The 19,461-nt window shown below is 63.4% G+C and carries 8 protein-coding genes and 2 pseudogenes; 6 read left to right on the top strand and 4 right to left on the bottom strand.

Annotated features, from left to right (window positions below; genetic code table 11):
- The 3 genes and pseudogenes from A3IG_RS34720 to A3IG_RS0102630 form a co-directional block, all read right to left on the bottom strand.
- Positions 1-452, bottom strand: a pseudogene (locus A3IG_RS34720) (telomere-associated protein Tap); the annotation flags it as partial.
- A gap of 640 nt (positions 453-1,092) precedes the next feature.
- Entirely contained in the window at positions 1,093-5,934 is a 4,842-nt protein-coding gene (locus tag A3IG_RS0102625) for a DUF7402 domain-containing protein (RefSeq protein WP_078499962.1), read from the bottom strand.
- A 528-nt stretch (positions 5,935-6,462) separates the two neighbouring features.
- Complete coding sequence (locus A3IG_RS0102630) at positions 6,463-6,876, bottom strand: transposase (protein ID WP_157862305.1); 414 nt, start codon at positions 6,874-6,876, stop codon at positions 6,463-6,465.
- Positions 6,877-6,880: 4 nt separating this feature from the next.
- Here A3IG_RS0102630 and A3IG_RS33520 point away from each other — a divergent pair.
- Positions 6,881-6,961, top strand: a pseudogene (locus A3IG_RS33520) (IS5/IS1182 family transposase); the annotation flags it as partial.
- A gap of 293 nt (positions 6,962-7,254) precedes the next feature.
- On the opposite strand, the gene A3IG_RS0102635 reads toward A3IG_RS33520, so the two are convergent.
- The gene (locus tag A3IG_RS0102635; RefSeq protein ID WP_018381997.1) at positions 7,255-9,024 is read right to left on the bottom strand and encodes a glycoside hydrolase family 35 protein; all 1,770 of its coding nucleotides are present in this window, start codon (positions 9,022-9,024) and stop codon (positions 7,255-7,257) included.
- A gap of 705 nt (positions 9,025-9,729) precedes the next feature.
- Here A3IG_RS0102635 and A3IG_RS0102640 point away from each other — a divergent pair.
- From A3IG_RS0102640 to A3IG_RS31700, 5 genes are all read left to right on the top strand, one after another.
- Positions 9,730-10,506: a FadR/GntR family transcriptional regulator gene (locus tag A3IG_RS0102640; RefSeq protein WP_018381998.1), complete on the top strand. Its 777-nt coding sequence runs from the start codon at positions 9,730-9,732 to the stop codon at positions 10,504-10,506.
- Between the two features lie 791 nt (positions 10,507-11,297).
- Entirely contained in the window at positions 11,298-12,635 is a 1,338-nt protein-coding gene (locus tag A3IG_RS0102645; protein ID WP_158676898.1) for an ABC transporter substrate-binding protein, read from the top strand.
- A 128-nt stretch (positions 12,636-12,763) separates the two neighbouring features.
- Positions 12,764-13,648: a carbohydrate ABC transporter permease gene (locus A3IG_RS0102650; RefSeq protein ID WP_018382000.1), complete on the top strand. Its 885-nt coding sequence runs from the start codon at positions 12,764-12,766 to the stop codon at positions 13,646-13,648.
- The gene (locus A3IG_RS0102655; RefSeq protein ID WP_018382001.1) at positions 13,645-14,553 is read left to right on the top strand and encodes a carbohydrate ABC transporter permease; all 909 of its coding nucleotides are present in this window, start codon (positions 13,645-13,647) and stop codon (positions 14,551-14,553) included. The genes A3IG_RS0102650 and A3IG_RS0102655 overlap by 4 nt, the downstream gene beginning before the upstream one ends.
- Before the next feature lie 236 nt (positions 14,554-14,789).
- Positions 14,790-19,037, top strand: coding sequence for an NPCBM/NEW2 domain-containing protein (locus A3IG_RS31700; RefSeq protein ID WP_026219829.1), 4,248 nt, complete (start codon positions 14,790-14,792; stop codon positions 19,035-19,037).
- Positions 19,038-19,461 lie beyond the last annotated feature (424 nt).

Below are 19,461 nucleotides of genomic sequence, written 5' to 3' on the forward strand. Positions count from 1 at the left end.
ATGCCGAGGACGCGGGCGATACCGGCTGATGCCATGTCCGCAACGCCGGGCCACGACCGAGTACCCAAAGCACCCCACGACAGGATCGCGAGCTGCACGCATTGCCGGTCGCGGCCCTGGGTCTTGCGGTAGATCCTGGCCCACGGGCCGAACCCGCGCTGTGTGAGCGGCCGCTTCGCGCGAGCTACCTGTTTGACGGCCGGGTGGTCCCCGGGCAGGCGCAGGGAGCGGCGCTGCTCGTGGCCCTCCAGGCGCTCCGGCAGCCCCAGCTTCACCGCGGCCGCCGCGGTGAGGACGATCAGCGGGTCGGAGTCCTTGCCGTGCCGGTTGAGCTTGGTGGCGCCGAGGGCGGACTCCTTGAGGGTCCACTCCACCAGCTGCGGCACGGTGGTGGCTGGGCAGTCCAGCACGATCCCGTCGACGCCGTACGCGGACCCGTCGCCGTCCAGCACCGCGAGCGGACCGTGCGGGAACCACGGATCCACCGCGGGCCTGGCAGTCTTCCCCGCGGCCGGACCACGCGGCGACATCGCCGGGCCGCGGCCGGCGGGACGCTCGGGGGTGGCCTGGACAGCCGGGGGCCTCGGCCCTCACCGGCACTGCGGTCTCCGACTTGGTTGGCCCGGGCGCGGCCGGGCCCGTGAACGCAGCTGGCATCTCAGGCTGTGGTGCGGCGACAGGGACGGGCGTAGCCACCGGGGCCAAGACGGCGGGGGCGCCGTGCGGGGGGTACTTCGCTGCCCAGCCGTTCAGCAGCCGCTGGTACGCCTCCAGACGTGGCGGCTTCGGCTCGGAGCGGCCGTTCTCCCAGTTCCTCACGGTCTGTGTTGTGGACTTCAGGGCCTGCGTGATGCCGGCGGCCTCATGTAGCCGGGCGCACTCCGCCGGCGGCGGAAGCTGAGGCTCCTCCGCCAACAGCGCGCCAAACCCCACACCACACCAGCACAACCCAACGGCCAGCTAACCGGCTCGCCCGCGAAGCCGCGTCGAACTCGGCGCAGGGGTAGGCGGGGGGCGCCTGGCGAACGGAAAGGGCCCCTGCTCATCGAGCAGGGGCCCTTTTTGCCACAGCGAACGGAGTAGTCAGCCCGGCTACTCGTCGGTCACGGTGACGACCGCTCGCGGCTTGACCGATGTATCGGCGACCGCTCCAGCCACGGTGAACCATCCCTCGCTGGCCACATCGTCCTCCGAGATGGGATCCCAGGTCACATCGACCGACCTGGTCGTGCCGTCGCTGTAGACGGCCTCCGTCTGCGCAGGCAGCGTCGGCACGACGCCGACCTTCGTGTCGACGGCAACGGTCTTGAAGTCGACGATGGACGTCGCCTTCTGCGCCTCGTATACCTCAAACTCGGCCAAACCGCACTCCGCACCGGCTGGGTTTTCGTACTTGCCTTCGGGATCGATGGTGAATTTCACCCAGCGGGTCTCGATGGGAGCATCAAGCTTCACCACATTGTCTGGTTGGCCATCCCACTGGATATCGGTGACCCGCTTGCTGCCACCCTCCCATTCTAGGACTCCTTCCACGATCCGGTCGCCAGATCCTCCGCGATCGATCAGGTTGATGCGATCAACCTTCACCGCAGAGGGGAAGTCGAGTTTGATCCAGGGAGTCCGGTCGCTCTTCCGCGCCGCCCAGGACGTGGCTTTGGAACCGTCGATCGCCTTCGTAGCGAGATAGCGGTCGTCTTGATCGTCGCCGTCCGGGTCGCCGTTTCGATCTCGGACCGAGGAGACCGTCACCTGTGCCTGAGTGGCAATGTTGGTGCTGTGCGCAACGATCGCTTCTCGGCTCGACCGCACCTCCACCCCATCCAACGTCACGACAGCTTCCGCAGTCGCCTGGAATGTGCTGGCGATCGGCTCATTCAACACGATGGTGTTACTGCCCGGCACGTTCTCCAGACGGTCATCGCTGAACACGTAGGCGATCTTCGCTTTCGAAAGGTTAGCCTTCTCACCAGTGCTCAGAGTTCCCTCAACCGCTCCGATAATGGGCTCATTCGTCTTGATGTCGCTCTTGTTGAGCGACAGTTTCACTCCCCTGAGAAATGCCGGCAGGGACAGCTGGCCGGATGCGTCCACGTCGACGTAGAAATGATCACTTGCGCGGTACCCGTCCAAGTCCGCGGTCACACTGATCTTGGTACGCCCCTTACCGGCAGCCGATACCACGCCGTCGGCCCCGACTTCGGCCACGGACGGATCACCGCTGGTGAAAGCAAGCTTGGCATCTCCCAGGTCGATTGACTGGCCGAGGAAGGAGAATCCTGCTACCTCGATCGCGGCGGAGCGGCCATCCGCATCGACCTTTGGATCCAGTTTGATGCTGCCGAGTGCGGTAAGATCCCTCAACGAGAAGGCCTGGACTTCGAGCACGTCGATCGGGCTCCCGTTCTGGCCACCACCGGGGAACGAGACTCTCACATAGCGCGCCCGCACACTGGACTTGTCCGGATCGACTGGATAGTTGTAGTAGAGGCCTTCCTGTTCCCAGGCATACAGTGTCGCGTCGCTCTCGGGAACGGCCTGCGTGTCCCTCGACGTCGGCAAACCCGCCCCAGACAGGACCGACGTTTCGTTACCCGAGGTCCACTTGACACCATCTTCGCTGTACTCGATCTTGACCTTCTTCGGCACGTTGTAGTAGGTCACATTGTCGGCATTCGGCATGCGATGGTTGAAGAAGACGTTGACGCGAGTGAGCTCTTGCATCTTCCGCAAGTCGTAAGTGATGCTCGAAGATTCATCTCCGGCTGGTGCGACCCACTTTACGGAATTGCCTCCCGCTGCATCATTGATAGTGCCATCGGACAACGTGCTCGCGTGCTCGCTGTCGGTGGAAACCTCCGGCACGATCCCCCGCGTGACGTTGAAATCAGGAATGAGCGTGACGTAGTTCCGGGTTGAGGTATAGGTCTTCCCATCCACCGTGATGTCTGCCCAGTAGCTGTACATCGTCGGCTTGGCGACCTTACCGGTGAACTTCATGGTCTTGCCTTCGACGACGAATGGTGATTCGTCGGCCGGTACCTCGGTGACCACGATCTTTCCGGAAGCGTTGTCGCGCTTGCCATCAACGGTTGCGTAGTGGTACCTGATCTTCGAAGGATTGAGGATGTCGACCGCGCCGCCCTTGCGGGTGAAGGCTTTGAAGGACACAGGGACGTCCTCGTTCGTCGAGAACTGACCCCAGAACATCGCCCCGTCCGTAAGCATGTTCACGCCGACAAGCGGGAGTGCCGGCGAGATCTCGCCGTCGCGGACCTTGACCGGATAGGTGTCGGTCTTGACTTGGAGATCATTCACACCGTCGTCATAGGTTGCGGTCACCGTGATGGTCGCGGTCCCGTCGCCGACAGCACTGACCCGGCCGGAGCCGCCCACTGTCGCGACCCGCTTGTTGTCGCTGGTGAACTTGAGCTTCGCCGGCGCGAAGACGTTGGTGTAGTCGTTCATGTAGCTTTCGGCCCTGAGCTGCAGGGCTTCTGTCGAGGTCTGGCTGCTGAACAGCTTGACGCTCGTCATCTTGTAGTCCCTGACCGGGCTCTTCGTCCTGATCTTGATGATCGTGTCGATTGGATCAGCGGTCACTTCGGACGTGTCAATGTTGATGTAGTACTTACTGCCGGCCCGCTCCATGGTGAACGGCAGCTCGATGCCCTCGTTCAGCCACTCCACGGCAGCGACCTTGTAGTCGAACGGACCGATCCGGCTCATCTGATCCTGGCCGCCGAAGCCCGACTTTGCTACGCCGGAGATCTGGTTTTTGATCATATGCATGTAGACGTACTGGTCACGGGCCATGGCGTAGCCCCACTCGGGACCCTGGCCGTGAGCGATAGCCTTCTGCGGATCCGTGTACCAGCCTGGTTTGAGCGTGTAGTCCATGGTGTACGGTGTGGTGCCGTACATGGACTCGCGCAGATCAGGCCCGGCGCGGTTGTCCATCCACTTCACGATCGACGCACGCATATCCGACAGTTGCTGTGAGGAGATCGGCACCATCGAGAAGATGTTGGTGTTGTCCAGGTTGCTGCTCAGGTTGTCCATGCCACGGGTCACGGTGACCGAGGAGTCATAGTTCATGACGTAGCCGTGACCGTATTGGTTGATCAGCTCCTTTGTCGCTTCGGCCCAGTTGTCCCGCTCATTGCCCTTGGCGTATTGGGTCCAGATGTCCAGGGCCGTGGTGTAGGGGTCATTCCATTCCTCATGGGCGACCTTCCTTCCCTGCGGCAAGATTCCGGTACGCCAGCCGCCGTTCGTGTACGGTTCGCTGTTCCAGAACGGTCGTTCGTGCAGAGTGATGTCCTGATCGCCGGTTTGCGCATTCGGGTTCGCATCTATGAGTACCCGATCGTTGTAGTTGCGGGCAGAGCTCCATGCGACGTCAGTGTTGGAGTACGACTCGGGGCCGCCATCAGCGAACACGTACCACGGGTCGTATCGCGCAACCAAACTTTGGATGTCGCTTTCAAGAATCTCGGATCCCTCGTACAGCGATGAGAGGTAGACACCGAACTTCAAACCGTAACGTTCGGCAGCCTCCTTGGCCTGCTTCACGCGGTCCTTCACATGCCAGGTGCCGTCATCGGCCCGGTACAGCGCGTTGTACTTGTACAGCTTGTTGCTGTCGCTCGGGGTCAGGTTCGCGTTCGGCGACGGCCAGTAGTAGATGGTGTTCTGAATGCTTTCCGTCGAAAGCATGGTCATGCCCATCTCTTTGGCCTTCTGGGCCCATTCATCGTAGTTGTAGTTCGGGTCGTACAGGTTCGGCATGGTCCCTGTGGTGTGCGACAGCGCCGCCATCTTCCCGTTAATGAACCAATCGACCGGGTTCCTCTTGACCGTGATGGTGTACTGCTTTGTTGCGGAGGCGCCCTGAGCGTCAGTCACCTTCACCGTGAAGGTATAATCTTTCTGCGTCTTGCCTTGTGCACCGTCTGAGACCGTGCCGTCGATGTGACCGTCGGCTGCCAGTGTGAGCCCGGGGGGCAGTTGGCCATCGGCGACGGTCCACGAGTACCCGGGAGCTCCACCGGCGGCCTGGAAGGTGAACGGAGCGGCTTGCGGGGCGATACTCGACGTGTTTCGTTTGCCGTCGATTGTTGCGACCATTCCGACGTACGGGTTCTCGTCGTAGGCGTACGGCAAGGTGTTGGACGGGTAGTCGTTCGCCGGCACGCTCGCGTTGCGTTCCACGAAGGCACGCCGATCTACACTGAGGCCCGTCGTCACAACGGAGAGCTGATCGTTGGACATATTCGGACCCGCCACCGAGTGCGTCAGGTCGGGGATGAGGTCTCCGTTGCCATCGCACAGTCGCGTGTAGAAGCCGAGGAAGTTCTTGTTCTTGCTGTTCTTGTGCTGAATTTCGATCAGAAGTTTGTTCCAGCCCTGCTTCAGGTGCACGGGGTACTTCGTCCCGTTCTTGTTGACCCTGTTCACGGCGCTGCCTTGCTGACCAACCGGAGCGTCGTTTGCGAACAGCCGGTACACACCCGAGCCGCCAACCTGCCACTGAACGTCCTGCGTGGTCGGGCTGTAGACGTAGCTTGCTGCCAAAACCCACTTATTGACTGTGGATTGGCCTTGCTTGACGTCGAAGTAGCCCATCAGATCGTTGTAGTCGTCGTAGTTCCGATTGAAGATGCGATCGTCGAAGTACTGCCAGGTTGACGACTCGTTGCTGCTCGGGTCCGCAAGAGATGTGCCGATGGCAGGGACAACGGGTACAGAAGACTGCTCGACCACCGGATTGGAATAGGGACCGGAGACCACCCATTGGTTCAGGTACGGCGCGGTACCTCCGGTTTGAGCTGCGTGGGCTTGCGGCCCCGTGAGTGCACCGCCAACCGCAAGGGCTGCCGCGAGCGCGGTCGCGGCAGCGACGACGCTGCACTGGATCTTGCGCAATCTCTTCATGCTACGTCCTTGCACTTGTCGAGATAGCTGATGCCCTGTCGTTGCAGACCTCCAGCAGCCCATCCGCCCGCACGGCCGTCTTCAAGTCGCGGGGCCGAAGCCTCCCCCTGCCTACACCACCGCATCAGAGATACGAGGATGTTTCGCATGCAACCTAAGGCAGCGAGAAGTAGATCAGATCTATTCTTGCCTGGCAAGGGTTCTTGCAGACGAACACGTGGCGCGCCGGCAAGCAGCGTCCCCAGGCAATGGTCGGGCGCCCACAACGGCCCCATGCCGCACGATCGTCGACTCGTGATGGGCTTCCATGCCCTCGTGCGCCGAGTATTGATCGGATCCATGCCCGGCACCGACAGGCGCCGTCGCCCTATGCAGCTGATCAATCCAGCAGCCTGCTGGCCCCTCGGCGTCCGGGGGTGGAGGGCCCGTGACCACCTGATCCTCGCTGTTGTCGATGCAACGGGATGGAAAGGTGGCCACGGCCTCATGGGAGACGGCATGACGTTCGGCTAGGACTTGTCCGGCCGATCATGCACGGAGCCAGATGACGAGGGCTGCGGTGGTCGCGGTCCCGAGGAAGACGTAGCCGCGCTTGTCGTAGCGGGTGGCCACTGCTCTGGCGTGCTTGAGTCGGTTGACCGCCCGTCCGACAGTGTTGCGCTTCTTGTGCCGTTCTTCGTCGAAGCCTGGCGGCCGTCCGCCGCGTGCCCCTTTGCGCAGGCGGGCGGCCTGGCTGTCGGTCTTCTCCGGAATCGTGTGCCGGATGCCCCGGCGCCGTGGATACTCGCGGCACGGGCCGTTGCTGTAAGCCTTGTCCGCCGCGAGGATGTCAGGCTTCTTGCGCGGCCTACCCGGCCCGATCCGCGGGACGCGAATCCTTTCCAGCACGCGCGTGAACTGCGTGCAATCCGCCCTCTGCCCCGGTGTGACGATCAGGGACAAGCAGCGCAACGTGGTCGAACGCAGCTTCAACCGCCTGAAGCAGTGGCGAGGCATCGCCACCCGCTACGACAAGACCGCTGATTCCTCGCAGCGGCCAGGCCGGACCTCCATCTTCGGCACAACGCACGACCCGCAGGCCCGCCCATTGATCGGGCCCTTCCGCAACCCCCCCGACACGGACGCGCGAAGGCCGAAACCGCAACTCTTGACCATTGCTCCCGCCGCCCGCACCGACCAAGCGACAGAGTGCCGATCGACACTTCTCGGCGCATCAGAAACCGACCGCGTTCATCCGTACGCGAGTGGGGGCGTCAGGTGTACACCGGCAGTACTGGCCCGGATAAGAACGTACCCGAAGCTATCCCGTCGGTCCGAGGCTCAGCCCGTGGGGCCCAAGTCCGCTGTGTCGCGGATCTCGATCCGCCCACCAGATCTGTGCAGTTCCAGGATCACGAGTTCGTTGCGGCCAGCCCGCCACACCGGAGCAGGCGCGTAAAGGGTGCGCTGCGGGCCTCGATCCCAATAGCGGCCGAGTGCGAAGCCGTTCAGCCAGACCTGTCCCTTGGTCCAGCCTGGCAGGGCGAGAAAGCCGTCGGCTGGGTCTGGGATCTCCACTTCTGCACGATGAAAAGCCGGGCCTTCGATGGCTTCGGCTGCCCCGTACCGCAGGGGGGACAGATCGGTCAGCGGGAGGGGGCGGATCTCCCAGTCGAACTGGTACTGGGTGTCGATCCGAACCCCTCCGCTGATGCCCTTGCGGTCCTCCAACCACGGACCGTAGTTGACCCGCCCCATGTTCTCTACCAGCAAGTCGAGCTCGCCTCCGGTCTCGGGGACACTAATCGACAGCGCGTCCAGCGACCCCGTTCGCTCCAGGATGCCAAGCGGCTCGCCGTCCAGGAAAACCTGGGCCCGGTCGGCGAGGCCGTGCACGCGCAGAGTCGAGTCACGGAAGGGGCCGCGAAGCCGCGTGCGGTAGTGGATCAGTCCGAATGACTGGCCCAGAGCCTCCATCGGCTCGGGCGAGAGCCGCTGCTGGGGGGTGGACAACGCGTCCAAGCAGTACGCCAGCGCCACCGTACCGTTTGGGTGCACCACCTGCGGGGCGAGCCGTTCCGGCGGCTCGGGCACCTCGTACCCGATCGGGCCGCGATACCGCTGGATCACCTCACGGAAGGCGTAGAACTTCTCGGTCAGTTCTCCTGCCTCGCCGACCGGCGCGTCGTAGTCGTAGCTGGTGCAGGTCGGCTGGTACTCGGTCTCGTCGTGGTTCGCGCCGTTCCACCAGCCGAAGTTCGTGCCGCCATGGCCCATGTAGATGTTGACCGAGACGCCGCGGGCCAGCATCCACTCCAGGTCCGCGGCGGCCTCGCCTGCGTCCCGCACGTGGTGGTGCTCACCCCAGTGGTCGAACCATCCGTGCCAGTACTCGGAGCACACCAGCGGCCCGGCCGGCTGATGGCGGCGCAGTGTGGCGAGCGACTCCTTCGGCCGCGAGCCGAATGTGGCGGTCGCCAAGGTGCCAGGCAGGACGCCGCCACGCAACACGCCGTCGGTGGCGCCGTCGGCGGTGAAGAGTGGGCAGTCCACGCCTCGTCGGATCAGCCCTTGGCGCAGGTGGTCGAGGTAAGCGGTGTCGTGGCCGTAGCTGCCGTACTCGTTCTCGACCTGGACGGCGACCACCGGTCCGCCGTGACTGGCCAGCAGCGGACGCAGGACCGGGACCAATTGGTCGAACCAGGCGTCCACGGCGTCCAGGTAGCGCTTGTCGGTACGGCGCAGACGCAGCCCAGGGTCGGCCAGCAACCAGGCCGGGAGGCCACCGAACTCCCACTCGGCACAGATATAGGGCCCGGGCCGCACGATCACGTCCAGGTCGAGCTGTGCGGCGGTGCGGATGAAGCGGGTGACATCTGCTGGACCGGAGAAGTCGGCCTGGTCGGGAGTCGGCTGGTGGAGGTTCCAGGCGATATAGGTCTCGACGGTGTTGACGCCCATGGCGCGCAGGCGAAGCAACCGGTCCTCCCACAGCTCGGGGTGGACGCGGAAGTAGTGGATGGCGGCGGAGATGATCTGGTGGGGCTGACCGGCGCGCAGGAAACCGTGCTCGGTCACGGTCAGCTCGGCGACGGCGCGGGGATTGGTCACGGCTGTTCCCGGGTGCTCAGACGGTGGTGGTCGTGGCGGCGAGGAGGGTGGCGACCGCCCACTGGGTCTTCAGAAGGCTGGGCGCAGGTGCTGAAGGCAGCGTGGCGTCTGGGTCGGAGGAGGTGCAGGGCATGTATTTGGCGGTTCCTAGGCCAGTCGGTTGTTGGCGCGATCGGCGGTGGACAAGGCCCGGCGACCACCTGGAGGCCGGCCTTGATCCCCTTCTCTCTCGCACTGAAGGCGTCGGTGGGAGAGCCCCCTTCGGGGAGATGTCGGTGGGTAACCGCTGCTCCCATCGGCGACTGGTTGCTGGGCCCGATGAGCGGCCCCGGCGTGCAGGGACCAGTTACTCAGTCACGCACACGATGCACGGATAGATAGATATGATATATGTCCGATGGTGGTGGTGGATAGGGCTGGCTTCTCCGGGGGTCCCCTGGAGGGGTCCGTTGCGGTCGCGGGGTCGAGGTGGGTGGCCGTCTGGGGATGCTCCCGCGGCAGGGCGGGAAGGGGGAAGGTCACGGTGGGGGCGGGGTAGGGAGGTCTCGCTGGGACAGGGAAGAGTCTGCGGTCACTGGATCCTGGCGTCAAGGGTTTGAATGTGATTCACTGACCCCGGAACACTTGATATATCAGAAACATCCAGTGGGGGTTGAGGCTGGCGCGACGAACGGCGGCCTCAAGAGCGAAGCAAGGGGGAAGCCGTTGACCGGCCCAGAAAAGACCACCGCGCCCGCGTCCGCGCCCGAGGGCACAGAGCGTGGTTACCGTCCCGGGTACGAGGTCGCGGCGGAGCGCATCCTCGAGTACGTCATCCAGGCGGGCCTTCAGCCCGGCGCCCGGCTCCCCACCGAAAAAGACCTCGCAGACGAGGTACAGATGAGCCGGACCGTCGTCCGGGAAGCGGTGAAAATCCTCTCCGCCCTGGGGCGACTGTCCGTACACAAGGGCCGCGGCATCTACGTGGCCGAACCCGACCAGTCCTCCTGGCAACAGTCACTCGCCAACTTCCTCCCCGCAGACCTGCGCCAAGTGGACGAACTCTTCGAGTTCCGCCGCCACCTGGAAACCACCACCGCCCACCTGGCCGCACAACGAGCCACCCCCGCACAGGTCAAAGCAGTACGCGAAGCCGCACAACAGTCCGCCCAAGCCGCACAACAAGACAACATCGACGCCTTCACCCGCGCCGACGAAGCCTTCCACACCGGCATCGCCACCGCCGCCGGAAACATGTTCTTCGCCGCCACCGTCGACGCCATGCGACGCCTCCAACGCCAGGTCACCACCATAGGACTAGCCGGCATCGCAGGCGGATCCCTCCACGTCGCAGCCACCCAACACCAAGCCATCGCCGAAGCCATCGCCACCGGAGAAACCAACCGCGCCCAAACCCTGATGGCCGAACACATCGACCTGACCGCCCAGCAATTCCAACAAGAGATCTGGCGCCGCGTCACACCCGACAACACCCACCCCTAAACCCAAGTCCCCGGGAAGCGCGGGGCCAAAGGACGCGCCGCAGCTCCGCATGGCGGATCGATGCGGGCGTGCAGCTAGCCGCATTTTGACATGCTCGCGCCATGTCGCTCCTCTCCGGGGGTACGCGCTTGGCCACCGCGTTCACCACAGCCCAACCCCACGGACTCATCGCCGTCCCGCCTGACCGAGGCGATCCACCAGCGGCCACCCAACGTCTTTCGGGTAGGCGACTGCTGTTCGTGTGCCACGTCGAGCTCTTCCACGGACGGGGACAGGGCTGCTTCCACCGGCGGGTCCGCGAGCGCGACCAGGGTCGAACGGTCGGAGCGCTCGACGAGTTCCACGGGGAGGCGGCGGCGCAGGCGGCCGGAGCCTGCAGCGGAGCACCCACGGAACTCTGGAGCACCTTCTGGCGGTGTGGACACCCGCCCGAGCATGAGGATCCTCCCCCTCGGCGCCCCTACGAAGGGGCGGACTGGCTGACTACAGAGACCGCGCTGGAGGCAATGTTCCACATCTATTGCCCTCAAGCCCCTCAGTGAATCTGATCTATAGCCTTGACGTCTCCAGGGCCACACAAGATACTGAGCCTCACCGTGACACGGGCGCTGAGTTGCTGAATATTGCTACGCCCGCAGGAGCACAGCCTCGTCACGTGACCTTCGAACCGAAGCCCGGCCGCGCAGTCTAGGCCACTGGAGAGTCGGATTCATCGACGGAGATCCGCAACAGGAAGGCATACTTGGATGCTAGCTAAGTTGGCCATGTGGTCTGGCCGGACATGCGACGGGGTGAGGGAGCGGCGTCCGCTTCGGCGGCAGCCATCAGTTACGGGCAAGAAGCCGTTCAGGCTGCGGGCCCTGATCGGAAGCCTGACCGCGGCCACCCTGGTACTACCGTTGGCCGCCTGCGGGGGGAGCGGCGACGACAAGTCCGCCGATGGCACTGTCCACTTGGAGTTCTGGGGCTGGGCCCCCGGATACGACAAATCGGTTGATTTGTTCAATTCTACTCACAAGGACATCCAAGTCACCTTCAAGACGTTGCCCTCCGGTAGCCAGGGTGGGTACGACAAGATGCTCTCGGCGGTGAAGGCAGGCAATGCCCCCTGCCTGGCGCAGGTCGGCTTCGAGTCCGTGCCCACTCTCCTGATCGAGGGTGCCCTGGAGGACGTCACCGAGGCGGCCGCCGGCGCAAAGGACAAGTTCGTCCCGTGGACGTGGAACCAGGTCACCGTCGCCGGCAAGACCTATGGCATCCCGGTCGACACGGGCCCCATGGCGATGTACTACCGCAAGGACGTCTTTGACAAGTACGGCATCGCGGTACCGACGACCTGGGACGAGTACGCCGAGGCGGCCGAAAAGCTGCACAAGGCCGACCCGGATACGTACATCGTGAACCTGCGGGCGATCACGCTGTCCGGACTGGCCTGGCAGAAGGGTGCCAAGTGGTTCAGCACCGAAGGCGATACGTGGCGGGTCGCCGTCAATGATCCCCAGACCCAGCAACTGGCGGACTACTGGCAAGGCCTAGTGGACAAGAAGCTGGTCGCCACGGATCAGGGCTACAGCCCCCAGTGGTGGAGCAAGCTGCAGTCCGGCAAGGTGGCCACGGCGATCGGGGCGGTGTGGCTGAACCCGCTGATAACACAGAACGCTCCCAAGGCCGAGGGCAAGTTCGCCGTCGCCCCGATGCCGCAGTGGACGAAGGGTGAGAAGAAGTTCGGCAACGACGGTGGCGGCAGCACGGCCGTGCTCAAGGGCTGCCAGTACAAGGACGAAGCGGTCGAATTCGCCACCTGGATGAGTACCAACCCCGACAGCCTGAAGAACCTGATCACCAAGACCGGCATCTACCCGGCCGCCACCGCCGGACTCCAACTGCCCGAGGTGAGCGCAGGGGTGGAGTACTACGGCGGCCAGAACATCTACGAGGTGTTCGCCGAGGCCGCCCAGAACACCGACGTGAACTGGCAGTGGGGTCCCACGCAATCACAGTTCGGCACCGACCTGGACGAGGCGACCAGCAAGGCGTACGCCGGTAGTGGCACACTGCCCGACGCATTCGACAGCGTGCAGGAGAAGACGCTCGCGGCGATCAAGTCGAAGGGCCTGAAGACGGGATGACCCGCGACGTCGATTCCCTTCCGGGGCCGGTCGTGCACCCTCCAACGCAATCAGAGGGTCACGGCCGGCCCCGGCTACCCACCGCCCCGGGGCGGAAGCGGCGGCCGGCCGGCAGCCGGACCCGCAACATGCTCGAGAGCCGACGCAACCGGGCCGCCGGTGTGCTGCTCGCACCGTTCGCCGTGCTGTTCCTGGCTGTGTTCGTAGTCCCGATCGGATACGCCGTGTACCAGAGCCTGTTCCGGGTGCAGCGCTCCGGACTCGGGCTCGAACCACCTAAGACCGTGTTCGCCGGCCTGGACAACTACACGCGGGTGCTCGCCGACGACTCTTTCCTCACAGGCGTGGGCAGAGTTCTGGCGTTCGGCGTGGTCCAGGTGCCGATCATGCTGGGGCTGGCCCTGCTGCTGGCCCTGCTGCTGGATTCCAGAGTGGCACGCCTCAAGCGCTTCTTCCGCCTGGCGTACTTCCTGCCGTTCGCGATACCCGGTGTGATCGCGGCGATTCTGTGGGCCTTCCTGTACGTGCCCGGCATCAGCCCGCTGAATGATCTCGGCAAGAGCGTGGGCGCCGACGTCGACTTCCTCTCCGCCGACATGATCCTCTTCTCGATCGGCAACATCGTCACCTGGTCCTGGACCGGCTACAACATGCTGATCCTCTACACCTCGCTGCAGTCCGTCCCTCAGGAGCTGTACGAGGCGGCCGAGCTGGACGGGTGCTCCGGCTTTCAGATCGCCTGGCACATCAAGGTGCCTCTGGTACGCCCGGCACTCACCCTGACCGGCGTCTTCTCCATCATCGGCACGCTACAGCTGTTCGGCGAACCGATGGTGCTACGCCCCATGACGTCCGCGATCAGCACCGACTACACCCCGGTGATGCTCTCCTACCAGGCGGCCTTCGGCCTCAACGACTACAACTTCGCCGCCGCTGTCGCGGTGGTCCTCGCCCTCGCGACGTTCACCCTGTCCTACGGTTTCCTGCGCCTGAGCACACGAGGATCACGATGAGCAAGCAGTCCACAGCCCCTCACCGCCGGTCCGGCCCGGGGCGTCCGGCGCTGCCCGCCCGTCGCCGTGGCTCACCAGCCGCCCAACTGAGCACCACCGTCCTGCTGCTCGCGGTCGCGGGCTACTTCCTGATGCCGATCTGGTGGCTGTTGGTCTCGTCGACGAAATCCAGCGGTGATCTGTTCGGCACCAACGGCTTCTGGTTCGGCTCGAGCATCCGCATTGGCGATAACCTGTCCAAGGTCTTCCACCACAGCGACGGCGCCTTCACCGGCTGGCTCCTCAACAGTCTGCTGTACTGCGGTGCCGGGGCCCTGGTGGCCACACTCACCGCCGGGATGGCCGGGTACGCCTTGGCCAAGTACCCCTTCAAAGGTCGAGAAGGCGTTTTCGCGCTGATCCTTGGCGCGGTGCTGATCCCACCGCCGCTGCTCGCCCTTCCGCTGTACCTGCTCGCCTCAGCAACCGGCATCGCCAACACGTACTGGGCGGTGCTGATTCCGAGCGCCGTAACGCCCTTCGGGGTCTACCTCGCCCGCGTGTACGCTGCGGCCTCCGTACCCGACGAGCTGACCGACGCCGCCCGGGTTGACGGTGCGGGCGAACTTCGGATCTTCTTCACCATCGGGCTGCGGTTGATGTCTCCCGCTCTGGTCACCATCTACCTCTTCCAGTTCGTTGGGATCTGGAACAACTTCTTCCTGCCGCTGATGATGCTCGCGGACGACAAACTCTGGCCGCTCACCCTGGGGCTCTACTACTGGAACAGCCAGCTTCGATCCCAACCCTGGTACGACATCGTGGTCACGGGCTCGCTGATTTCGGTAGTTCCCCTCGTGATCGCATTCCTCACCCTGCAGCGGTTCTGGCGCTCAGGACTGTCCGCCGGAAGCCTCAAGACCTGACGCCGCGCGCAGGACCTCCGGCGATGGGCGTCGGTGACCCGCGCTTGGCCATGGTTCGTGCTCGCCGCGGGGGCGGGCGCGCTGGTGACCTCCGAGGCTGCGTCCAGCACTGGGACGGCGGAACTGCGGTACGTCCCGGGCACGGTGAAAGCGGTCGGGATGCGTCGAGCTCCTGCACGCTGACGGTAACGCCTGCAATCCGGAATAGCGGAGCATCGCATAGAAAGGTCCTCGAAATGACCAAGCGATATCGTAGTACTGCATTTCTCCTAGGGCTGATGATAATCGCATCATTCCTTTTCAGCGTACCCACAGCCAAGCAGGCAGACGCGCAGCAGGTCACGGGGAACGCTCCGTTCATCAACTCGTGGCTCGTGTCGGGGCCGTTTGAGGCGCCGGTCGTCGACAAGCAGTATGAGTGCGAAGCCGGAACGCTGCCGGTCGACGGGAAGACGAAGATCACTCCGAAGACCGGTGAATCGCTGGCCTTCGGCGACGAAAGCAGGAAGTGGGAGTACTTCGACGACCGTATCTACAACCGGAACTACGACGACTACCAGGATCTCTACGGGTACTACGCCGTCAAGAAGGGCGTCGACACCAGGAACAAGTACGTGTACGCGCACACGTACGTCTACAGCCCAGTCGAGCAGCAGGCATATTTCAACGTCGGGGCGAGTGGTTCGTACCGGCTGTATGTGAACGACAGGTGTCTGACGGGCCCAAGCACTCCGGTGGAAGTGCAGAAGGACCTGACGAAGCAGGCAGTCCAGCTACAGGCGGGCTGGAACAGGCTGATGATTCAGATCAAGCACACCTACACGGAGGACGTGAATTCAAACGGTGTGCCGATTGCCAAGGACCAGAACGTTGCCTATCTCGGGTTCTACGGCCGGGTGGCGGATCGGTCCGGCAACAAGATCAATGGTCTGGTGAACTCCGTGACAGGGCCGTCGGGAAACCTGCAGATCGTGACGCAGGGTCTCTCGACTGACGATGCGATCGAGACGCCGCTCCCAAAGGGCGACATGCCGGTCGGCTACAAGGAGTGGCCGTACGTCTGGAACAAGTCGGTGACCAACAACAAGTACGGCGTCGCTGCTTCGACTTTCCAGTTCATGGCTGCTGGTGGGGCGCCGGGCTATACGTGGAAGATCGTCGATGGGGCATTGCCCGATGGTCTGGAGCTGAATCCTGACGGGTCAATCGCGGACGGGCTGGTCGACGGGAAAGTCGCTCTGAACAGCACCAAGGGAGTCGTCAGCATCAACGCCAAACCAGGCGACTACCCCTTCACTGTCCAGGTGGCTGACAAGGAAGGGACCACTGCTTCGAAAGACTTCACCATCACGGTGAAGGAACGTCCCAACAAGTGGTTCGAAGAAGGCAGGGTCGGCGCATTGACCCATGCCACCCCGACCTACAACTACTACGTGGACCCGAACTACTCCGTTGATCGATGGGCAGCGAGAGCAAAAAGTCAAGGGCACTCGCTGGTGTCAGTCGAAGCGCTGCAGCAGAACTACAACTGGCCGTCCAAGTTCGCAGATCCGAAGCATATCAGAGCGGAATACGTCCCCAAGGATGAGAATGGCAAGGTAGTAGACGGGCTGAAGCCGTTCGAGGAAGCGGTGAAACGTCACGGCATGAAGTTCGGCTTGTACTACGCAACCGAGGGTGGCGGCTTGCAGCACTACTCCACTGACGTGTTTATGCAGAATGTGGAGGACCTTATTCTCCGTTACGCTCCGGAGTACCTGTACTTCGACGGTCCACAGGCAATGCCAAATGCAAACTACGACGTGATGTACAGCGTGGTACGCGATTACAGCGATGGCATCATCGTGAACTCAAACGCGTGGGGGGTGGAGTACGGCGATCCGGACCTGAGAACCGACGAGGCATCTGGTATCTATTCCAATACGGGGCCGAATCATCTTCTGAAGCGGACGTCCATGGAACCGTGGAAGATGATCCACACGAAGAACATGATGTCGCCTTACTACGGTAAGCGCGACGACTTCAGGCAGGTCTCGAAGGAGATGCTGAGTAATGCCGGTCGGGGCAATGTCGACAACAACGATCAGTCGGTTCTCGACAGTCGGGGACCGAACTGGGACTCTCCTCAAGAGATCGCCACGAGGTACCCGAAGGCAGTCCAGGAGTTCATCGACGTAAGAGAGAACCTCGCTGACTGGTTCGAGGGAAAGCGCGGGGCGGAGAGGCACGAGTCCACGACGGGCACGACGCCGTACTTCCTGGCGGGCTACGGCTACGAGGACGATGGACGTGGAAATTATGAAAAGTTCGCTCACCCGAACAGCGCGACTGGTCCGCAATGGGGATACGCAACCGCCAGGGACAACAACATCTACCTTCACATCATGAAGGGGCCGGACGGCAAGAAGGGCTTCGACGCGCTTATCAACAACTCCTTGACCATCCGTCCGGTCAACGATCGTGTGACGTCCGTGAGATGGTTGAACAGCGACGTCCCGGTCACGTCGTTCAGCCAGAAGGGCGACAGTCTGACCATCAGCCTGGCCGACGTCCAGGAAGATCCGATCGACACGATCATCAAGATCGTGACCGACAGTCCTGAGCGCAAGTACAAGTTGACCAACGTCGATGTGACCGGTGAGCAGCTGGCGCAGGGGGCGTTGAAGGTCAAGGCCGAGGGCTACATGACGTACCCCGCGCTGAAAGCCAAGCTTTCAGGCGTGACCTACAGCAGCGCGAATCCTGGGGTAGCGGCGGTCAAGCCTAGTGGAATCGTGCATCCTGTGTCGGACGGGACAACGAGCATCACAGTACGAGGCACTCATGAGGGCGTGACCAAGCAAGGCACGTTGAAGGTGAAGGTCAGAGACGGCCTCGTCTATGTCCCCGACATGATCGGCGCATCGTTGCTGGTGGAAGGCAAGGAGGCCTACGGTGAGTTCGGCCTGAACGACGGGCTCAAGTACGAGATCGAAGGCAGGTCGGCCACGGGTGGTCCCATCGGTTTGGATGCGGCACAGATCAAATGGCATGGCGGCATCGTCGATCTGGCTGGCGGTGATAAATACGAGCCGGTTGCCATCAAGGAAGTAGACACGTTCGCGTTCGAGAAGAACAAGGTCATCACCCCGCAGGTCGACGCGCCCAGGAGGGGAGTCATCTGGGCAGACGTGACACTGGACGGTAAGACCTTCACCACGAACAGGGTCTTCCTGGACCTGTTGCCGTACCGCAACCTCGCGAGAGGCGCCGAAATCACTGCCAGCCAGCAGCAGGATGTGGTGTCGAACCTCACCGACGGTGACCTTATCGACGCCGAACACCACGATCAGTCAAAGTGGTCGGTGCCAGGAAGCGAGAAGACCTGGATTCAGTTCAAGCTTCCAGTAAAGTCCGAGATCTCGAACATCGACATCAACTTCAACACGCTGGAACAGCGGTACATCAACACGCCCAGGACAATCAAGATCCAAACCAGTGACGACGGCGTGGCCTGGAATGACGCCGGCACCGTCAACGGCCCCACCGGCAGTGCCTATTTCGGGTTCTACGACCAGTACCCGCTCAGCGCACAGGCCCAGTACGTGAAGCTGGTGTTCGACGGCGGCTCCAACGGGGCAGTGATCGACCTGCTCGAGGTGGCCATCAACGGGGGTCGCCTGCGGCCGAAGACCGCCCTGACGGTGAGCCCGAGTGAAGCTGACGCGCAACCGGGCCGAGCCATCGACCTGAGCGGCACTTTCACCATGGCGGACAACGGGTGGGCGCCCGCGAACACGCCGATCACCGATGTGGAGCTCAGCGTGATGCCGCCCTCCGGGTGGCAGGTCGACGGTGCGACGGTGTCGAAGCCGTCCATGCAGGTCGGATCGTCCCTCGAGGGCCGGTGGGCGATCACGCCACCGGAGAAGTTTGACCCGGGGTACGTCGACGTGCCACTCGTAGCCACCTACCATTTCCAGTTCCCTGATGATGCGGTGGACCACCTGGTGCGTCTGGAACGGTCAGTGAGGGTGTTCCTTCCGCCTACCACCCCCACCCCGAGCGGAACCGCACATGTCAGCGACCTGCCGTTCATGAGCGCATCCAACGGGTGGGGCCCGGTCGAGCGTGACAAGTCCAACGGTGAGGCCGGCGCCGGCGATGGCGCAACCCTGACCCTCAGCGGGAAGACGTACGCCAAGGGCCTTGGGACGCATTCAAAGAGCGAGGTCACAGTCTGGCTCGGCCGTACTTGTCGCACCTTCCATGCTGAGGTTGGTGTCGATGACGAGGTGGCCCAGAGAGGATCGGTGGCGTTTCAGGTCCTCGGCGACGGCCGAGAAATCATCAACACCCCTGTCGTCCGCGGCCCCGACAACGCCCGCCCCGTCGATGCCGACGTAGCGGGGGTCAGGATACTGACGCTGCGGGTCACCGACGGCGGTGACGGAAACGGCTCCGACCACGCCGACTGGGCTGACGCCCGGGTGATCTGCGACTGAGCCACCCGCCGGCCACATGCGCGTGTTGCCTCCCCCTCCGGGGAGGCAACACGCGGCGTTCCATGCCTGGTGCCCACGAAGGAGGAAGGAGGAGCATCGAGCAATCAACCTGCTAGCCGCATAGCAACATCCGCTTGGTCACCGCATGACAGCGACCACAGCCCCCGTCCCGCACCTGCTACCAGGGCACCCACACCGATCCCGCTGACGCCCATCCACTGCCACCCCACCGCGGACTCACACCCTCAGCACGGAACGCATAACCCCAGCTCACGCACCCCGACCACCTCGATCAAAGCGCCCATTTGCACCTCTCAGCGAACCAGCAACACGCCAGGCCAGCAGCCGCCCTGTGCACCAACAAGCCCCCTCGGGGCGTCAGCAGCTGGGCGTACACGGTCGCTTCGACGCCGAGGCCGACCGG

This window comes from Wenjunlia vitaminophila DSM 41686 (assembly GCF_000380165.1).
Taxonomy (GTDB): domain Bacteria; phylum Actinomycetota; class Actinomycetes; order Streptomycetales; family Streptomycetaceae; genus Wenjunlia; species Wenjunlia vitaminophila.

Excerpts from the sequence above, each read along its gene's own strand:
- A3IG_RS0102650 (WP_018382000.1), top strand. The coding sequence starts at position 12,764 with ATGCTCGAGAGCCGACGCAACCGGGCCGCCGGTGTGCTGCTCGCACCG.
- A3IG_RS0102625 (WP_078499962.1), bottom strand. The coding sequence starts at position 5,934 with ATGAAGAGATTGCGCAAGATCCAGTGCAGCGTCGTCGCTGCCGCGACC.
- A3IG_RS0102655 (WP_018382001.1), top strand. The coding sequence starts at position 13,645 with ATGAGCAAGCAGTCCACAGCCCCTCACCGCCGGTCCGGCCCGGGGCGT.
- A3IG_RS31700 (WP_026219829.1), top strand. The coding sequence starts at position 14,790 with ATGACCAAGCGATATCGTAGTACTGCATTTCTCCTAGGGCTGATGATA.